Below are 14,930 nucleotides of genomic sequence, written 5' to 3'. Positions count from 1 at the left end.
CTCGCACCACCTGCCGCAAGGAGCACCACCATGACCGACGAGGTACTCGAAGCCGCCGACGCGCTGGTGGCCGCCTTCGCCGAAGGCCGGCTGGACGACTACTTCGGCGCGTTCGCGCCCGACGCCACCTTCGTGTTCCACACCACCCCCCAGCGGCTCTCCTCCACCGCCGAGTACCGGGCCCTGTGGGACCGCTGGGTCGCCGAGGACGACTTCCGGGTGCTGTCCTGCGTCTCGACCGGCCGCCTGGTCCAGCCGCTCGGCGACGACACCGCCGTCTTCAGCCACGACGTCGCGACCACCGTGCGCAGCACGGCCGGCGAGGAGAGCCTCGCCGAGCGCGAGACGATCGTCTTCCACCGTGCGCCGTCCGGCCGCTGGCTGGCCGTGCACGAGCACCTCTCGCCCGCGCCCGGCGCGTGAGCGTCTCCGGGCCGGGCGCATGAGCGTCCCGGCCCGGCGCCGGTGGCTTCCCGGACCCGGCGCGTGAGCGTACGGATCCCGCGCCCGAGCGGGTCGCGCGTGTGCTCGTACGGATCCCGCGCCCGAGCGTGCGGATCCCGTGCGGGAGCGTGCGGGCCGAGGCCGGGCGCCCCCGCCGGAGGGTTCCGGCAGCACCCCACGAACCACGACACAATCCCGTACCCAGCGCCGCGCCGCCGAGGCGCCGCGCCGGTGGGCGGGTCGACGAGGAAACAGGTCATGAGCGAGCTTCTTGCGCTGCGCAACCACATCGACGGCCACTACGTGGACGCGGCCGACGGCCGCCGTCTGGACGTGGTCGACCCGGTCACCGGCGAGGTGTACGCGCACGCGCCGCTGTCGGGTGCCGCCGACGTGGACGCGGCGATGGCCGCCGCGGCCGCCGCCTTCCCGCAGTGGCGCGACGCCACCCCCGCCACCCGGCAGCGGCTGCTGCTGCGCGTCGCGGACGCGGTGGAGTCCCGCGCCGCAGACCTCGCCGACGCCGAGTGCCGCGACACCGGCAAGCCGCGCGCGCTCACCCTCTCCGAGGAGATCGCGCCGGTCGTCGACACCATCCGCTTCTTCGCCGGTGCCGCCCGGATGCTGGAGGGCCGCTCGGCGGGCGAGTACACCGAGGGCATGACCTCGATCATCCGCCGTGAGCCGGTCGGCGTCTGCGCGCAGGTCGCCCCGTGGAACTACCCGCTCATGATGGCCGTGTGGAAGTTCGCCCCGGCCATCGCCGCGGGCAACACCGTGGTCCTCAAGCCCTCCGACACCACCCCCGCGTCCACCGTCCTGCTCGCCGGCATCATCGGCGAGGTCCTCAGGGACATGGACCTGCCCGCGGGCATCCTCAACGTCGTGTGCGGCGACCGCGAGACCGGACGCCTGATGGTGGAGCACCCGACCCCGGCGATGGCCGCCATCACCGGCTCGGTGCGGGCCGGCATGGAGGTCGCCGCGTCGGCCGCCCGTGACGTCAAGCGCGTCCACCTGGAGCTGGGCGGCAAGGCCCCCGCGGTGGTCTTCGCCGACGCCGACATCGCCGCGGCCGCCGAGGGCATCGCGGCCGGCGGTTACTTCAACGCCGGCCAGGACTGCACCGCGGCCACCCGCGTCCTGGTCCACGAGTCGGTCCACGACGAGTTCGTCGCGGCCCTGGCCAAGGCGGCGTCCGAGACCCGTACCGGCGGCAGCGTCGACGACGAGGACATGTTCTTCGGCCCGCTCAACAACGCCGACCAGCTCGCGCGGGTGGCCGGCTTCATCGACCGGCTGCCCGAGCACGCCACCGTGGAGAGCGGCGGTCACCGGGTGGGGGAGCGCGGCTACTTCTACGCCCCGACCGTGGTCTCCGGGCTGCGCCAGGACGACGAGATCGTCCAGAACGAGGTGTTCGGCCCGGTGATCACCGTCCAGTCCTTCACCGACGAGGAGCAGGCGGTCGCCCACGCCAACGGCGTCGAGTACGCCCTGGCCTCCTCGGTGTGGACCCGCGACCACGCCCGTGCGATGCGGATGTCCAAGGCCCTGGACTTCGGCTGCGTGTGGATCAACACCCACATGGCCCTCGTCGCCGAGATGCCCCACGGCGGGTACAAGAAGTCCGGCTACGGCAAGGACCTCTCCGCCTACGGCTTCGAGGACTACACCCGTATCAAGCACGTGATGACGGCCCTGTGACCCAGGCCGACCCACGGCCGGCCCACGGCTGACCACGGTGCCGGAGGCCGCCTCCGGGACGGCCCCACGCAGAACGCCCGACCGGGATCTCCCGGTCGGGCGTTCTGCGTGGCGGCCCGGCACTCCTCGGTGCGACGTCTGCCTCCGGTGTCGGTCAAGTACGGCTGAAGCGGCGGCAGTTGCTCCGTAGACTGGTGGCACTGTCCGCCGACGGGGATGTCCGGCCGTTGCGCGGGAGACCGTCTGCGGACGCCGTGAACCGCGTCGTCCGTCGGCAGCGCCACCCCCACCCCCACCCGCGCACCGACGCTCGTCCACGGAGGACCTGTGCCCGACAGGCTTGTTCAGTACCTGACAGGGGTGGCCTCGGCCGTACTCCTGCTGGCCACGACACCCGGGGCGGTCGCCGCCGTCCCGGCGTCCCCGGCGCCCCCGGCTTCCGCGGCCCCCGCCGCCGCCGTCGCGCAGGCGGAGGCCTGGCGGCCGCCCCTGTCGACCAGCGGCCGCTACATCGTCGACGCCGCAGGCAACCGCTTCCGGCTGAGGTCGGCCAACTGGGACGGCGCGCAGGGCTCGTGGACCGGCAGCGGCAGCGTCACCGACCCCGCCAACCACCATGCAGGGCAGAACTCCTACGGCATCCCCCTCGGTCTGGACCGCGTTCCCCTGGCCACGCTGCTCGCCGACTTCCACGCCCTCGGCATCAACAGCATCCGGCTGCCGTTCTCCAACGAGATGATCCACGCGACGGCGACCGTGCCGGACGCCGCGGTCGCGGCCAACCCGCAGCTGCGCGGGCGTACACCGCTCCAGGTCTTCGACTCGGTGGTGGCCGCCCTCACCCAGGACGGCTTCGCGGTCATCCTCAACAACCACACCAACACCTCCCGTTGGTGCTGCGGCGTCGACGGCAACGAACGGTGGAACAGCGGCCAGAGCACTCAGCAGTGGGCCGACGACTGGGTCTTCATGGCCCGCCGCTACGCCGCCGACCCCCGCGTGGTGGGCGCCGACCTCTACAACGAGGTGCGCCGCGACGTCCTGGACGACCCCAACTGGGGCCTGGGCGACGACCACGACTGGTACGCCGCCGCCCAGTCGGCCGCGGACCGCATCCTCACCGAGGCCAACCCCGACCTCCTGATCGTCGTCGAGGGCATCAACTGGACGGGTCTGCCCGTGGACGGGCTGCCGCACGGCCGCCCGATGCTCACCCCCGCGCGCACGCTCTCGCACACCCTCGTCGCCGCCCACAAGCTGGTCTACTCCGCCCACTTCTACGGCTACACCGGTCCCAGCCACAGCGGTGCCACCGGGATCGGCGAGACCCACGACGCCCGCTACCAGGACCTCACCCGCGACGCGCTCCACCAGGCCCTCTACGACGAGGCGTTCTTCGTCGAGGACGGCGGCAGGCACTACACCGCACCCCTGTGGATCAGCGAGTTCGGCATCGGATCCGGCGAGTCGAACTCCGCGGCCCGCACCTGGTTCGGCAACCTCACCGACTACTTCGCCGACCACGACACGGACTTCGCCTACTGGCCCCTGGTCGGCTGGGAGGGCCACGACGACTGGGCGCTGCTGCGCTACGACACCGACGGCCACCGCCACGGTCTGCTCGACCCGGGCGACTGGCGCGCCGCCGGATGGAACCGCGTCATGACCGCGCCGACCCGCACCGGGTCCGTCGACCCGGTCCCCGCCTGGCACATGCTCGCCACCGACCACGGCGACCACGTCGAGTCGCTGCGGGTGCGCGCCGGCGGCGACTGGGACTCGGGCGCGTCCAAGGCCGTATGCCCCGACGGTCTGCGGCTGACCGGCCTCGGACACAAGGCGGTCCGCGGGCTGTGCACCGACGTCACCGCCGGTGACCTGCGGGCCGCGGGCAACACCCAGACGGTCGTCACCGACGAACGCAATGTCCCCTCGGGCGGTGACTGGGCCTCCGGCTACACCAAGCTCCAGTGCCCCTCCGGCCAGTTCCTGATCGGCTTCAGCCGCCGCGGCGGCCGGACGTCGGCGGCCCTGTGCGTCCCCGCCCGCACCTCGCTCGGCGGCGCCGGGCGGACGGTGTGGTTCGACCGGTCCGACAACCGGCCCGCCGACGCCCAGGGCGGCGACTTCGCCTACGGCGACTACAAGGGCCAGTGCGCCGACGACGAGTACGCCGCCGGGATCGCCTTCACCACCCGGATCGGCAGCAGCGGGGGCCCCGCCGCACTGCTCTGCCGCAAGCTGGGCTGACGGACGGACGGGCGGCGTGGCCCCGGTCCTGGCTCCTGCTGCCGGGCCGGGCGCCGCGCCGGACGTCCGCGAGATGTGCGCACGCCGTCCTGCCCCGACAATGGGCGGGTGGCAGGTGAAACGGACTCCGGTACGCCCCGCGCTCCTCAGGGGGCCGTGCGCCCCGGGACCTACGGAGAGCGGCTGTTCCGTCCGCAGGACGAGGGCGAGTCGGACCGGACCGACCTCGGAGCCCTCGTCTACGACCCCCTGACGACCGCGCGGCTGCGGCAGCTGGGCGCGGGACCGGGCTGGCGCTGTCTGGACGTGGGCGCCGGAACCGGCACGGTGGCCTCCTGGCTGCTGCGCGAGGCGGGCGTCGCCGAGGTCGTGGCCGTGGACCGGCACACCACGTTCCTGCCCGGCGAGCCGGTCGCCGGACTCACCACCCTCCAGGCCGACGTGACCTCCGACCGCTTCGGCCCGGACCTCTTCGCCCCGGGCCTCTTCGACCTCGTGCACGCCAGGTTCGTCCTGATGCACCTGCCGTCACCCGCCGAGCTGGTCGAGAAACTCGCCGGGCTGCTCGCGCCGGGCGGTGTCCTCGTCCTGGGCGACGCGGTGGACCTCACCACCGACGCCGCCCCGGACACCCCGTACACCCGGGCCATGCGGGCCATGTGGCAAGGACTGCGGGAGACGATCGGCACCGACATCTCCTGGGTGCCGCGTTACCCCGAGCTGATGGTCGCGGCGGGCCTGGAGTCCGTGGCGGCCGAGATCCACGTACCGCCCCTGGCACCGGGCAGTCCCATCAGCCGCTTCTGGGTTCGGACCTGGGACCGGGCCCGTACGGCGATGACGGCGACGGGCGTGGTGGACGACGCCGCGATCGACGAGGCCGAGCGCCGGCTGGACTCCCCGGAATACGTCGGGCTCTCGCCCGGAATGCTGACGGCCTGGGGTCGCAGGCCCACCCGGCCTTGACCGCGGGCGAGAGGGCGTACGCGGCGGACGGAGCCGCGGAGCGACGGTCCTCGGCGCCGCTGCTGGCGGTGTGCGCCGGGTATTTCATGGTCATCCTGGACGTGACGATCATCAACGTCGCCGTGCCCGTGGTGGGCCGGGACCTGTCCGCCTCGCTCACCGGCATCCAGTGGATCACGGACGGTTACACGGTCGTCTTCGCGGGCCTGCTGATGACCGGGGGAGCGCTGGGCGACCGGCTCGGCAACCGCCGGATCTTCTGCTGGGGCGTCCTGGTGTTCACGGCGTCCTCTGCCGCGTGCGCGTTCGCGCCGAGCACCGCGTTCCTGGTCGGGGCCCGGCTGGTCGAGGGGCTCGGCGCGGCCCTGATCGTGCCCGGGTCGCTGGCCCTGCTCCAGCAGGCCTACCCGCAGCCCGCCGCACGGACGCGGGCTTTCGGGTTGTGGGGTTCCATGGCCGGCATCGCCGCCTCCGCCGGGCCGCTGCTGGGCGGGCTGCTGGTCTCCACGGTGGGCTGGCGCTCGGTCTTCCTGATCAACCTGCCGGTGGGCGCGGCCTGCCTGCTGCTGACCCTGCGGCACGTGGCGCCCTCGCCCCGGCACGGCACACGGGCCCTGGACTGGCCGGCGCAGTGCGCGGTGGTGGCCGCGGTGGCCCTGCTGACCGGTGCGCTGAACGAGGCCGGGCGGCGCGGCTGGACGGATCCCGCCGTGCTCGCCGGGCTGGGCCTGGCCGTCGTGTCGGCCCTGGCGTTCGTGCTGCGTGAGCGGCTGGCCCGCGCTCCGGCCCTGCCGCCGAGCCTGCTGCGCTCCCGCGAGATGCGCGGGACCCCCGTCATCGGCCTGCTGTTCAACTTCGCCTTCTACGGCATGGTGTTCACCGCCAGCCTGTACTTCCAGCACCAGCGCGGCTTCAGCGCCCTGGTGACGGGGCTGGCGTTGTTCCCGGCGGTGGTCATGACCACGTTCGCCTCGGTGCTCTCGGCCCGGCTGGCCCGCCGCACCGGCGACCGTCCGCTGGTGGTCTCGGGCATGCTGCTGGGCGCCCTGGGGCTGGCGGGCTGGGCGGCGGCCGGAGCCGGGCCCGCCTACGCGGCACTGGTCGTACCGATGATGGCCGCGGGGTTCGGTACGTCCTTCGCCCTGACCGGCGCGACCGCCACCGTGATGGGCGCGGCACCCCCGGCGTACTCGGGAGCCGCGTCCGCGCTGTTCAACACCACCCGTCAGATCGGCAGCGCCACCGGCGTGGCACTGGGAGGAAGCCTGCTGGCCACCGGGGCCGGCTATGAGGCGGGGCTGCGCACCAGCATGGCGGTGGGCGCCTTCGCCTACCTGACCGCCGCGGCATTCGCCTGGTTCTGTGTACCGGCGAAGCCGCAGCGGGCGGGGCGCGGCCGACCGGGTGCCCGCACGTAGAGCGCGGCCCGGCGAGTGACGCCGCAAATATGGGTAAAAGGGGTGCATGGTGCGAATGTCTCGCCGGTCGAGCCCTTCGTCCGACGCCGACGATGCCGTGCGGGCGGACGAGGTCCCCGACGGTGAGCGGCACGGCCGGACCGGCCTGAGGTCGCTGCTGAACGTGCGCAGCGTGGTCGGCCAGATGTTCGTGATCCAAGTGGTGATGGTCCTGCTGCTGGCCCTCGTGGGCGGCGTCCTGCTGGCCTTGACGGTCCGGCGTCAGACCACCCGCGCGGCGACCGCCGGCTCCGCCGCCGTCGCGGCGGGCATCGCCCAGGCCCCGGGCATCAAGGCGGCCCTGAAGTCGCCCGATCCGTCGGCGGTGCTGCAACCGCAGACCGAGGCGATCAGGATGGCCACGCACCTCGACTTCATCGTGATCGTCGGAAAGAACGGGGTCCGCTACACCAGCGTGGATCCGAGCCTGATCGGCAAGCGCATCCCCTACCCCGAGGACCTGGCGGCGCTGCGCTCCGGGCAGTCCCTCACCGGGCGCGGCGAGGTCGGACACGCCACCGCGATCCGCACCTTCGTGCCCATCAAGGACAGCGACGGTTCCGTGATCGGCGGGGTCGCCGTCGGCGTCCGGGTGGCGAGCATCAGCGCCGAAGCCATGAGACAGCTGCCCGTCCTGCTCGGCATCACGGCCGCCGCCGTGGTCGTCAGCACCGTCGGCGCGCTCGTGGTCGGCAGACGGCTGTTGCGCCAGACGCACGGCCTCGGACCGGCCGAGATCACCCGTCTGTACAACCACCACGACGCGGTCCTGCGAGCCGCCCGCGAAGGCGTGGTCATCGTGGACGCCGACCGCAGACTGCTGCTGGTCAACGAGGAGGCCCGGCGTCTGCTCGAACTGTCGCCGCAGGCCCAGGGCCGCCGGGCGGACGAACTGGGCCTCGCGCCGCCGATCGCGGAAATGCTGGCTTCCGGACGCGAGGCCACCGACGAGGTGCTGCTGGCCGGTGGCAGGGTCCTGGCGGTCAACCAGCGGCCCCTGGAACGGTACGGAGGCGGGTCCGGCAGCGTCGCCACCCTGCGGGACTCGACCGAGCTGAGGGTGCTGTCCGGCCGGGCGGAGCAGGCACGGGAGCGCCTGAGGGTGCTGTACGACGCCGGTATCGGCATCGGCACCACCCTGGACGTGACCCGGACGGCCGAGGAACTGGCCGAGGCCGCCGTCCCGCAGTTCACCGACTACGTGACCGTCGACCTCGCCGAGCCGGTGCTGCGCGGCGAGGAGCCGACCGGCACGGAGCAGTCGCTGCGCCGCGTGGCCACCGTCGGCATCCGCGCGGACACGCCGTTCACACCGGTCGGCGAGAACGTCGCGTTCGTGCCGTCGGGGTCCCCCCTCGCGGACCCGACCCGGGGCCACGGGGTGATCGAGCACGACCTGCGCACCGTCCTCGGACACGCGCCCGGGTACGTCCCCGGGTTCGGGCCCCAGGATCCCGACCGTTTCCGGAGGGTCGTCGAGCACGGCGTCCACTCGCTCATCACGGTCCCGCTGCGCGCCCGCGGCGTGGTGCTGGGGGTGGCCCGCTTCTGGCGCTCGGAGAAACCCGAGCCCTTCGAGGACGACGACCTGGCCCTGGCCGAGGAGATGGCCACCCGGGCCGCGGTCGCCATCGACAACGCCCGCCGCTACACCCGCGAGCACGCCATGGCTGTGACACTGCAACGCAGCCTGCTGCCCGCGTCCCTGCCGGCGCTCAGCGGTCTGGAGGTCGCGCACCGCTATCTGCCCGCCGAGTCGGGACACGTGGGCGGCGACTGGTTCGACGTCATCCCCCTGCCCGGCGCACGCGTGGCCCTCGTGGTCGGGGACGTCGTCGGCCACGGGCTGCACGCCGCGGCCACCATGGGCCGGCTGCGCACCGCCGTGCACAACTTCTCGGCCCTCGACCTCGTCCCCGGCGAGCTCATGGCCCATCTCGACGAACTCGTCACCCGGATCGACACCGACGAGGCGGACGACGACAGCGGCCGCAGCCTCACCGGCGCCACCTGCCTCTACGCCGTCTACGACCCCGTCTCGGGCCACGCCACCGTGGCCAGGGCGGGGCACCCGGGGCCGCTCGTGGTCCGGCCCGACGGCACGGTGCACGCCCCCGAGGTGCCCGTCTCCCCGCCGCTGGGCCTGGGCGGCGCGGAGCCGTTCGAGTCGGCCGAGCTGCGGCTGGCGGAGGGCAGCGGGCTGGTGCTGTTCACCGACGGGCTGGTCGAGGAGCGCGGCCGGGACATCGACGTCGGCCTCGGACTGCTGCGGGACACGCTGGCCGGCCACCCGCGGCGGGACCCGGAGGAGACCTGCCGGGCCGTCTTCGACGCCGTGCTGCCCACCCGCCCCCGCGACGACGTCGCCCTGCTGGTGGCCCGCACCGGACTGCTGGATCCGACCCGGATCGCCCAGTGGGAGATCCCTCCGGATCCGGCGGCGGTGGCCCCGGTCCGCGCCGCGTGCGGCCGGCAGCTGCGGGACTGGGGGCTCGACGGCATCGGCTTCGCCACCGAACTGATCCTCTCCGAGCTGGCCACCAACGCCGTCCGCTACGGCGCCCCGCCGATCGGCGTCCGCCTGCTGTACGACCGGACCCTGATCTGCGAGGTCTCCGACGCCAGCCACACCTCGCCGCATCTGCGCCGGGCCGCCGCCACCGACGAGGGCGGCCGCGGCCTGTACCTCGTGGCACGCTTCGCACAGCGCTGGGGCACCCGCTACACCCCGCACGGCAAAGTGATCTGGACCGAGCAGGCCCTGCACGAGGAGGCCGCCACGGAACCGGCGGAGGGCATGCCCGACGTCCTGCTGGACCAGTGGGGCGACGACGCCCTGTGACCGAGCCGGGCGGACGGCGCCCGGCTCGGCGCCGGGAGAGTCGGCCGGCCGTCGCGCGGACACCAGCGCGGCGCCGGGCGGACCGGGCGGGTGACGCACGGGCCCCGGCGCGGTCCTCGTCACGGTGAGCCGCCCCGCCGTGCCAGGGCCCGGCCCCACCTCCGGCCGGGCGCTTCGACCAGGCGGTAGGTCAACGCGCAGAGCGGCAGCAGCACGACGAAGAAGGCCGCTTCGAGCACGGGACTGTCCCGCCGCCACCGGCCGATGGTGCCGTCGCTCACCGCCAGCAGCACCGGATGGATCAGGTAGACCGAGTAGCTGATCGTCCCCAGTCCGGTCAGCACCCGGGGTATCCGCCGACGGCGCACCGCCAGCCCGGCACCGAAGGTCAGCAGGGCCGGCAGGAAGGCCGCGATCCAGGCGCGACGGACGAAACCGGGGCCGCCGCCGAGCCCGTACGCGCTCCCCACGGCGCACACGGCCACGACCGCGGCCGCACGGGCCGCGCACCACCATGTGTCCCGACCGCTCTCGGCCCGGTGGACGGCCGTGCCGAGGAACATCACGGCCAGGACCACCAGTCCCTCCCACAGCGGGACCGTGCCGTTGAAGGCGACCAGGACGAGCGCCAGCACCCCGCCCAGCACACCCCCGGCCATCCGCAGCGCGGGCGCACCGGCACTCGCGCAGCAGACGGCCACCACCATGACGGTCGAGGCGAGCGCGACCAGCCGGCCGGGGCCGACCGCACCGGACAGCGCGGAAGCGGGCAGCACGGTCCCGGCCGCCGCGCTGACGGCGGCCGCGGCGGCCAGGGCGACGGCGACCGCCGCCGGCCGCCGCTGGAGACGGACCGTGAACAGCGCCACGACCAGCAGATAGAAGGCCATCTCGTACGAGAGCGTCCACAGCACGAGCAGGAGACTGGGCGTGCCCAGCAGTTCCTGGAGCAGGGTCGCGTGGGCGACGGCCACGGTGGCCGGACTCTGCCGGTCAAGACCCGCGCGGACACCGACGACGCCCGTCAGGTGCAGGACGAGGATCGCCGCCACGGCGACCGCCCACAGCGGATAGACGCGGAAGACCCGGCCGATCCAGAACGTCCGGACGCAGCCGCCGCGCTCCAGCGACGCCGGGATGACGTAACCGCTCACCAGGAAGAACACCATGATGGCGTACCGGCTGGTGCTGAACTGCGCTGCCAGCTCCTGCCGGAACCCGGCCATGAAGGCGTACGACGAATGGTCGAACACCACGACCAGCGCGGCGATGCCGCGCAGGGCGTCGAGCCATCCCCGGCGCGGGGGACCGACCGGCGAGGTGTCTGAACGTGTTCGATCGGATGCATAAGGTGACGAACTCGGGGTAGAGGGGACCGAGGGCAGGGGTTCCATACGTGGACCGGGTTTCTCCAGGAGCTAGGCGTCGTCCGGCAGGGTGACCTTCAGCGGGCGGCAGGGCTCGGCCTCACTCGTGACCTCGTAGACCGAGACCGCGCGGGGCCGGGAGTCGCCCCGGACGTTCTCGAAGGCCAGCACATTGCCCGAGTGCAGAGTGATGTCCCAGCTGGACCTGATGGGGATGACGGGTACACGGTTGCCCCGCCGGTCGACCGCCACGAGCGGGGTGACCTCGCTGCCCGCGCACACGAACCCGGGGGAGAGCACGTCGACGATCACCCGGATGCCCCACGGACGCAGTTTTCTCGCGAGCTCACGCTGGGCCCCGACATCGATGCTCTGCTCCTTGACGGTGAGCGTGACACTGCCGTCGTCGTGGCGCTCCACCGCGTACGCCGTCGATCCGGACGGTGATCCGGGGACGCCCGCCACGCCGAGCCAGGCCGCCGCGCAGGCCGCCGCGACGACAGCCAACCGGCGCGGAGCGAACAGAGGGCCCACGGGAGACTTCTCCCGGCCCGTCCCCGCCTCGCTCCAGCCGGCCGTACTGCTTCCTGCCCCGCCGTCCACGGCTTCGCTCCCGCCGCCGGGAACCACCGCCGTTTCGGCCGGTCCGGTTCGGCACGTCCCCGCTTCGCGCAGTTCGATGTGCCGCTTCAGCTCTTCCAGGAGCCGGTCCTCGAACGTCGTCCTCGCGCTCATGCTTCACCCCTCGTGACGTACATCAGCGATGCGTCCGGTGTCCTGGCTGCCGGGAAGCCCGTCCGGGCGGCCGGGGGAGCGGCCCGAGGAGCGGCCTGGGCGGGCCTGGACTCCGCGTCCTCCCGCAGCGCCTTGCGCGCCCGGTGCAGCCGGACCCGGGCCGTGACCTGGCGGATGCCCAGCGCGGCAGCGGCCTCCGTGACCGTCAACTGGTCCACGGCGACCAACTCCATGACGGCCCGCTCGCCCTCGGGGAGCCGCGCCAGCGCGGCCAGGGCACGCCGCCCCGGGCTCTCCGCGTCGAGCCTGTCCTCGATACGGGCGATGTCGTCGGGCTCCAGCAACCTCCGCCCGCAGAACCGCAGATCGCGTTCCGCCTCCCGGGCGACCCGGCGGCGCTCCGACGACACGACGTTGCGCGCGATGCCGTACAGCCAGGCCGTCTCGCTGCCGAGGTGCGGCCGGTAGGAGCGGGCCGAGTCGAGGACGGCGAGGAAGATCTCGGCCGTCAGATCGGCCGCGGTGTGCGGGTCGTCGACCCGGCGGGCCACGAAACGCATGACCGCGTCCACGTGGCGCCGGTAGAACTCCTCGAAGAGCCGTGGGTCGCGAACCGCCGCCGCGGGACCTCCCCTTGACCTTTCCGCGTCGTCCACAGGCGTCTCCTCCTCGGCGCTGGTGTCCCGGGGTCCTCCGCCGGGGGAGGTTCGCCGGAGCTTCTCAAAGGCACTTCACCTGTTCTTGGCGCGAAGCGCGAAAAGCGTTACCACGGGCGGCCCGTAGGCACGGCCGACCTGCTCACCCGCCCGACGGATCTCCGCCTCGGTCCGGACCGGGGGAGTCTCGGGGGCCGTCCGGCAACAGTGGTGAATCCGGCAAGATCCTGTCACCTGGCTGTGAAGAAACCCCGGGATGCTGGTGCTCAGCACAGCAGCACAGCACACCGCACGTTTCTCGATTCGGGGGAAGAGCACCATGAGCACCGTTCACAGAGCCGCCGTCGTCCTGGCCACCGTTTCCGCGTTCGCGCTGACCGCCTGCGGACCCGCCGACGGCGGTGCGGCGGGCGGATCCGCGAAGCCGCCGACCGCCAGCACGTCCGAGTCCACGGCACCGTCCGGTCCGTCGAAGCCCACCGCCCCGTCCAAGCCGTCCGCGACACCGGCGGGGTCCACGACCGGCGGTTCGACCGGTGGTTCGTCGGGCGGTTCGTCCGGTGGCGCTGCCGGCGGTTCGTCCGCGGGTTCCTCCGGCAGTGGCGACGGTTCCTCGGCCGACTTCGACGTCTTCCCGTGCAGCACGTACGACGTCACGTTCACCGCGAACCTGGCGGAGCCCACGACCAGCAGCTATCTCCTCAAGATCACGAACAAGGGCACCAAGGCGTGCCGGGCGCTGGGCCATCCGATCGTGACCTTCGGCGGTCTGGACGGTGCGGCCACGGAGCGGGGCGCCGCCCCCGGCATCGAGGACGCCCTCAGGCTGGAGCCGGGCGAGTCGGCCTACGCCGGGCTCATGGGCGGCGCCGACGACGGCAAGGGACGGACCGTGGGTTCGATCGCGATGACCATGAACACCGAGTCCGACCTGGAGCAGAAGCCGCTCACGGCCGTCACCCCCGGCCTGTACGTCTCGCCGCACACCAACTCCGTGACCCCGTGGGTGAACAACGCGGAGGACGCGCTCAGCCTGTAGTCCGCCCGACCTCGTGGAACCGTGGGGGCGAACGGGACGGGCGGGCGAACGGCACGGGCGGCCGGATCGGTCAGGATCGAAGAAGCGCCGGTCACCTGGTCCCTTCTACCGTCTGAGGCATGGCATCCATCGAATCCGTCACCCTCGACGTGGCCGACCCCACGGCCGCCCGCCGCTTCTACACCGCCGCCTTCGGCCTGGACGCACAGGTCCGGCTACGGGCGTCGGAGGCGCCCAGCACCGGCTTCCGCGGGTTCACCCTGTCACTCACGGTGTCCCAGCCGGGCACGGTCGACAGTCTGATCGGTACCGCCCTCGACGCCGGTGCGACCGTGCTGAAGCCGGCCGCGAAGTCGCTGTGGGGCTACGGCGGCGTGGTCCAGGCGCCGGACGGGGCGATCTGGAAGGTCGCGACCTCGGCGAAGAAGGACACCGGCCCCGTCACCCGGCAGATCGACAGCGTCGTACTCCTGCTGGGCGTCGCGGACATCGTCGCGAGCAAGCGGTTCTACGCCGACCGAGGTCTTGCCGTGGCCAAGAGCTTCGCCCGTATGTACGTCGAGTTCGACACCGGGTCGAGCCCCGTCAGGCTGGGGCTGTACCGGCGCCGCGCCCTCGCCAAGGACGCCGGCGTCCCGCCCGAGGGCACCGGTTCGCACCGGCTCCTGATCGGCGGCGACGCGGGGCCCTTCACCGACCCGGACGGGTTCGCCTGGGAGTCCGCGGCAGCGCTGGCGGCCACGCCCTGACCCGGCACCGCCGCCTCGTCGCCGGGTCGCTCCGCGGGTCCGGCACCGCGGCCTCGGTGTCGTGGCGACACGCAGGTCGCGTGCCGGGTGTTCTCGGTCACGGAATGTAATGTCCGATGCGCGGGGCCCGGGTCCCGCCACGAAGGCGCAGGTGCGCGACCGCTGGTCCGGCGCCCTGTGTCATCCCGTTCCGGGGTTTCGGACACCATCGACGGAGGACGTCACGATGACCGTTCCGGCAGAGCTGAAGTACAGCAAGGACCACGAGTGGGTGGGCGTCGTGAGTCCGAAGGAGGTGCGCATCGGCATCACGGACTACGCGCAGCGCCAGCTCGGCGACGCCGTCTTCGTGGAACAGCCGACGAAGGGCGACCGGTTCGAAGGCTCCCAGCCGTTCGGCCACGTGGAGTCCGTCAAGGCCGTCTCCGAGGTCTACATGCCCGTCGCCTGCACCGTCGTGGCCGTCAACGAACTGCTGGAGAGCGAGCCGGAGCTGATCAATTCCGACCCCTACGGAGACGGCTGGATCGTCCAGGTCGCGCCGTCCCGGATGAAGGACCTGGACCAGCTCCTCAGCGCGGCCGAGTACGAGAAGTACCTTCGCAGCGAGGAGGACTAGGGCGTGTTTCGAAAGTCCCGTCTGCCCGGCGGCGTCTGGCACGCACTCCCCCAGAGGGGGCACCCCCAGCCGCGTTGTCGGGATCACCCCGATACAACC

At 73.0% G+C, this 14,930-nt stretch carries 12 protein-coding genes; 9 read left to right on the top strand and 3 right to left on the bottom strand.

The genetic code is table 11. The features are described from left to right. The first annotated feature begins 30 nt into the window (after positions 1-30). The 6 genes from ACZ60B_RS37060 (at position 31) to ACZ60B_RS37035 (ending at position 9,666) form a co-directional block, all read left to right on the top strand. Positions 31-423, top strand: coding sequence for a YybH family protein (locus ACZ60B_RS37060; RefSeq protein ID WP_469395120.1), 393 nt, complete (start codon positions 31-33; stop codon positions 421-423). Positions 424-702: 279 nt separating this feature from the next. Beyond that, the gene (locus ACZ60B_RS37055; protein ID WP_469395118.1) at positions 703-2,151 is read left to right on the top strand and encodes a gamma-aminobutyraldehyde dehydrogenase; all 1,449 of its coding nucleotides are present in this window, start codon (positions 703-705) and stop codon (positions 2,149-2,151) included. A gap of 327 nt (positions 2,152-2,478) precedes the next feature. Then, positions 2,479-4,401 carry a glycoside hydrolase family 5 protein gene (locus ACZ60B_RS37050; RefSeq protein ID WP_469395116.1) on the top strand — a complete coding sequence of 641 codons (1,923 nt, stop codon included), beginning with the start codon at positions 2,479-2,481 and terminating at the stop codon, positions 4,399-4,401. Between the two features lie 108 nt (positions 4,402-4,509). Beyond that, the gene (locus ACZ60B_RS37045; protein ID WP_469395114.1) at positions 4,510-5,367 is read left to right on the top strand and encodes a class I SAM-dependent methyltransferase; all 858 of its coding nucleotides are present in this window, start codon (positions 4,510-4,512) and stop codon (positions 5,365-5,367) included. Next, complete coding sequence (locus ACZ60B_RS37040) at positions 5,364-6,785, top strand: MFS transporter (protein WP_469395111.1); 1,422 nt, start codon at positions 5,364-5,366, stop codon at positions 6,783-6,785. The genes ACZ60B_RS37045 and ACZ60B_RS37040 overlap by 4 nt, the downstream gene beginning before the upstream one ends. A gap of 55 nt (positions 6,786-6,840) precedes the next feature. Beyond that, complete coding sequence (locus ACZ60B_RS37035; RefSeq protein WP_469395153.1) at positions 6,841-9,666, top strand: SpoIIE family protein phosphatase; 2,826 nt, start codon at positions 6,841-6,843, stop codon at positions 9,664-9,666. Between the two features lie 119 nt (positions 9,667-9,785). Here the strand turns inward: ACZ60B_RS37035 and ACZ60B_RS37030 are convergent, their stop codons facing one another. From ACZ60B_RS37030 to ACZ60B_RS37020, 3 genes are read right to left on the bottom strand one after another with little or no spacing between them, the layout of a single operon-like run. Continuing rightward, entirely contained in the window at positions 9,786-11,060 is a 1,275-nt protein-coding gene (locus tag ACZ60B_RS37030) for an acyltransferase family protein (protein WP_469395109.1), read from the bottom strand. Between the two features lie 24 nt (positions 11,061-11,084). Continuing rightward, complete coding sequence (locus ACZ60B_RS37025; RefSeq protein WP_469395107.1) at positions 11,085-11,768, bottom strand: hypothetical protein; 684 nt, start codon at positions 11,766-11,768, stop codon at positions 11,085-11,087. Continuing rightward, a complete protein-coding gene (locus ACZ60B_RS37020; protein WP_469395105.1) occupies positions 11,765-12,424 on the bottom strand; it encodes an RNA polymerase sigma factor in 660 nt (219 codons plus the stop codon). The genes ACZ60B_RS37025 and ACZ60B_RS37020 overlap by 4 nt, the downstream gene beginning before the upstream one ends. A 319-nt stretch (positions 12,425-12,743) precedes the next feature. On the opposite strand from ACZ60B_RS37020, the gene ACZ60B_RS37015 reads away from it, so the two are divergent. The 3 genes from ACZ60B_RS37015 to gcvH all read left to right on the top strand — a co-directional run bounded on the left by ACZ60B_RS37015 (position 12,744) and on the right by gcvH (position 14,831). After that, the gene (locus tag ACZ60B_RS37015; RefSeq protein ID WP_469395103.1) at positions 12,744-13,463 is read left to right on the top strand and encodes a DUF4232 domain-containing protein; all 720 of its coding nucleotides are present in this window, start codon (positions 12,744-12,746) and stop codon (positions 13,461-13,463) included. A gap of 119 nt (positions 13,464-13,582) precedes the next feature. After that, positions 13,583-14,212, top strand: a complete 630-nt coding sequence (locus ACZ60B_RS37010) for a glyoxalase (RefSeq protein WP_469395101.1) — start codon at positions 13,583-13,585, stop codon at positions 14,210-14,212. A gap of 226 nt (positions 14,213-14,438) precedes the next feature. Next, positions 14,439-14,831, top strand: a complete 393-nt coding sequence (gcvH, locus tag ACZ60B_RS37005) for a glycine cleavage system protein GcvH (RefSeq protein ID WP_469395099.1) — start codon at positions 14,439-14,441, stop codon at positions 14,829-14,831. The last annotated feature ends 99 nt before the right edge of the window (positions 14,832-14,930 follow it).

This window comes from Streptomyces sp. NPDC104096 (assembly GCF_055584385.1).
The sequence above is the reverse complement of the archived record's forward strand: the minus strand, read 5'-3'. Positions and strand labels throughout refer to the sequence as shown.

Coding starts and splice junctions, on each gene's coding strand:
- ACZ60B_RS37060 (WP_469395120.1), top strand. CDS start 31: ATGACCGACGAGGTACTCGAAGCCGCCGACGCGCTGGTGGCCGCCTTC.
- ACZ60B_RS37055 (WP_469395118.1), top strand. CDS start 703: ATGAGCGAGCTTCTTGCGCTGCGCAACCACATCGACGGCCACTACGTG.
- ACZ60B_RS37035 (WP_469395153.1), top strand. CDS start 6,841: ATGTCTCGCCGGTCGAGCCCTTCGTCCGACGCCGACGATGCCGTGCGG.
- ACZ60B_RS37030 (WP_469395109.1), bottom strand. CDS start 11,060: ATGGAACCCCTGCCCTCGGTCCCCTCTACCCCGAGTTCGTCACCTTAT.
- ACZ60B_RS37025 (WP_469395107.1), bottom strand. CDS start 11,768: ATGAGCGCGAGGACGACGTTCGAGGACCGGCTCCTGGAAGAGCTGAAG.
- ACZ60B_RS37015 (WP_469395103.1), top strand. CDS start 12,744: ATGAGCACCGTTCACAGAGCCGCCGTCGTCCTGGCCACCGTTTCCGCG.
- ACZ60B_RS37010 (WP_469395101.1), top strand. CDS start 13,583: ATGGCATCCATCGAATCCGTCACCCTCGACGTGGCCGACCCCACGGCC.
- gcvH (WP_469395099.1), top strand. CDS start 14,439: ATGACCGTTCCGGCAGAGCTGAAGTACAGCAAGGACCACGAGTGGGTG.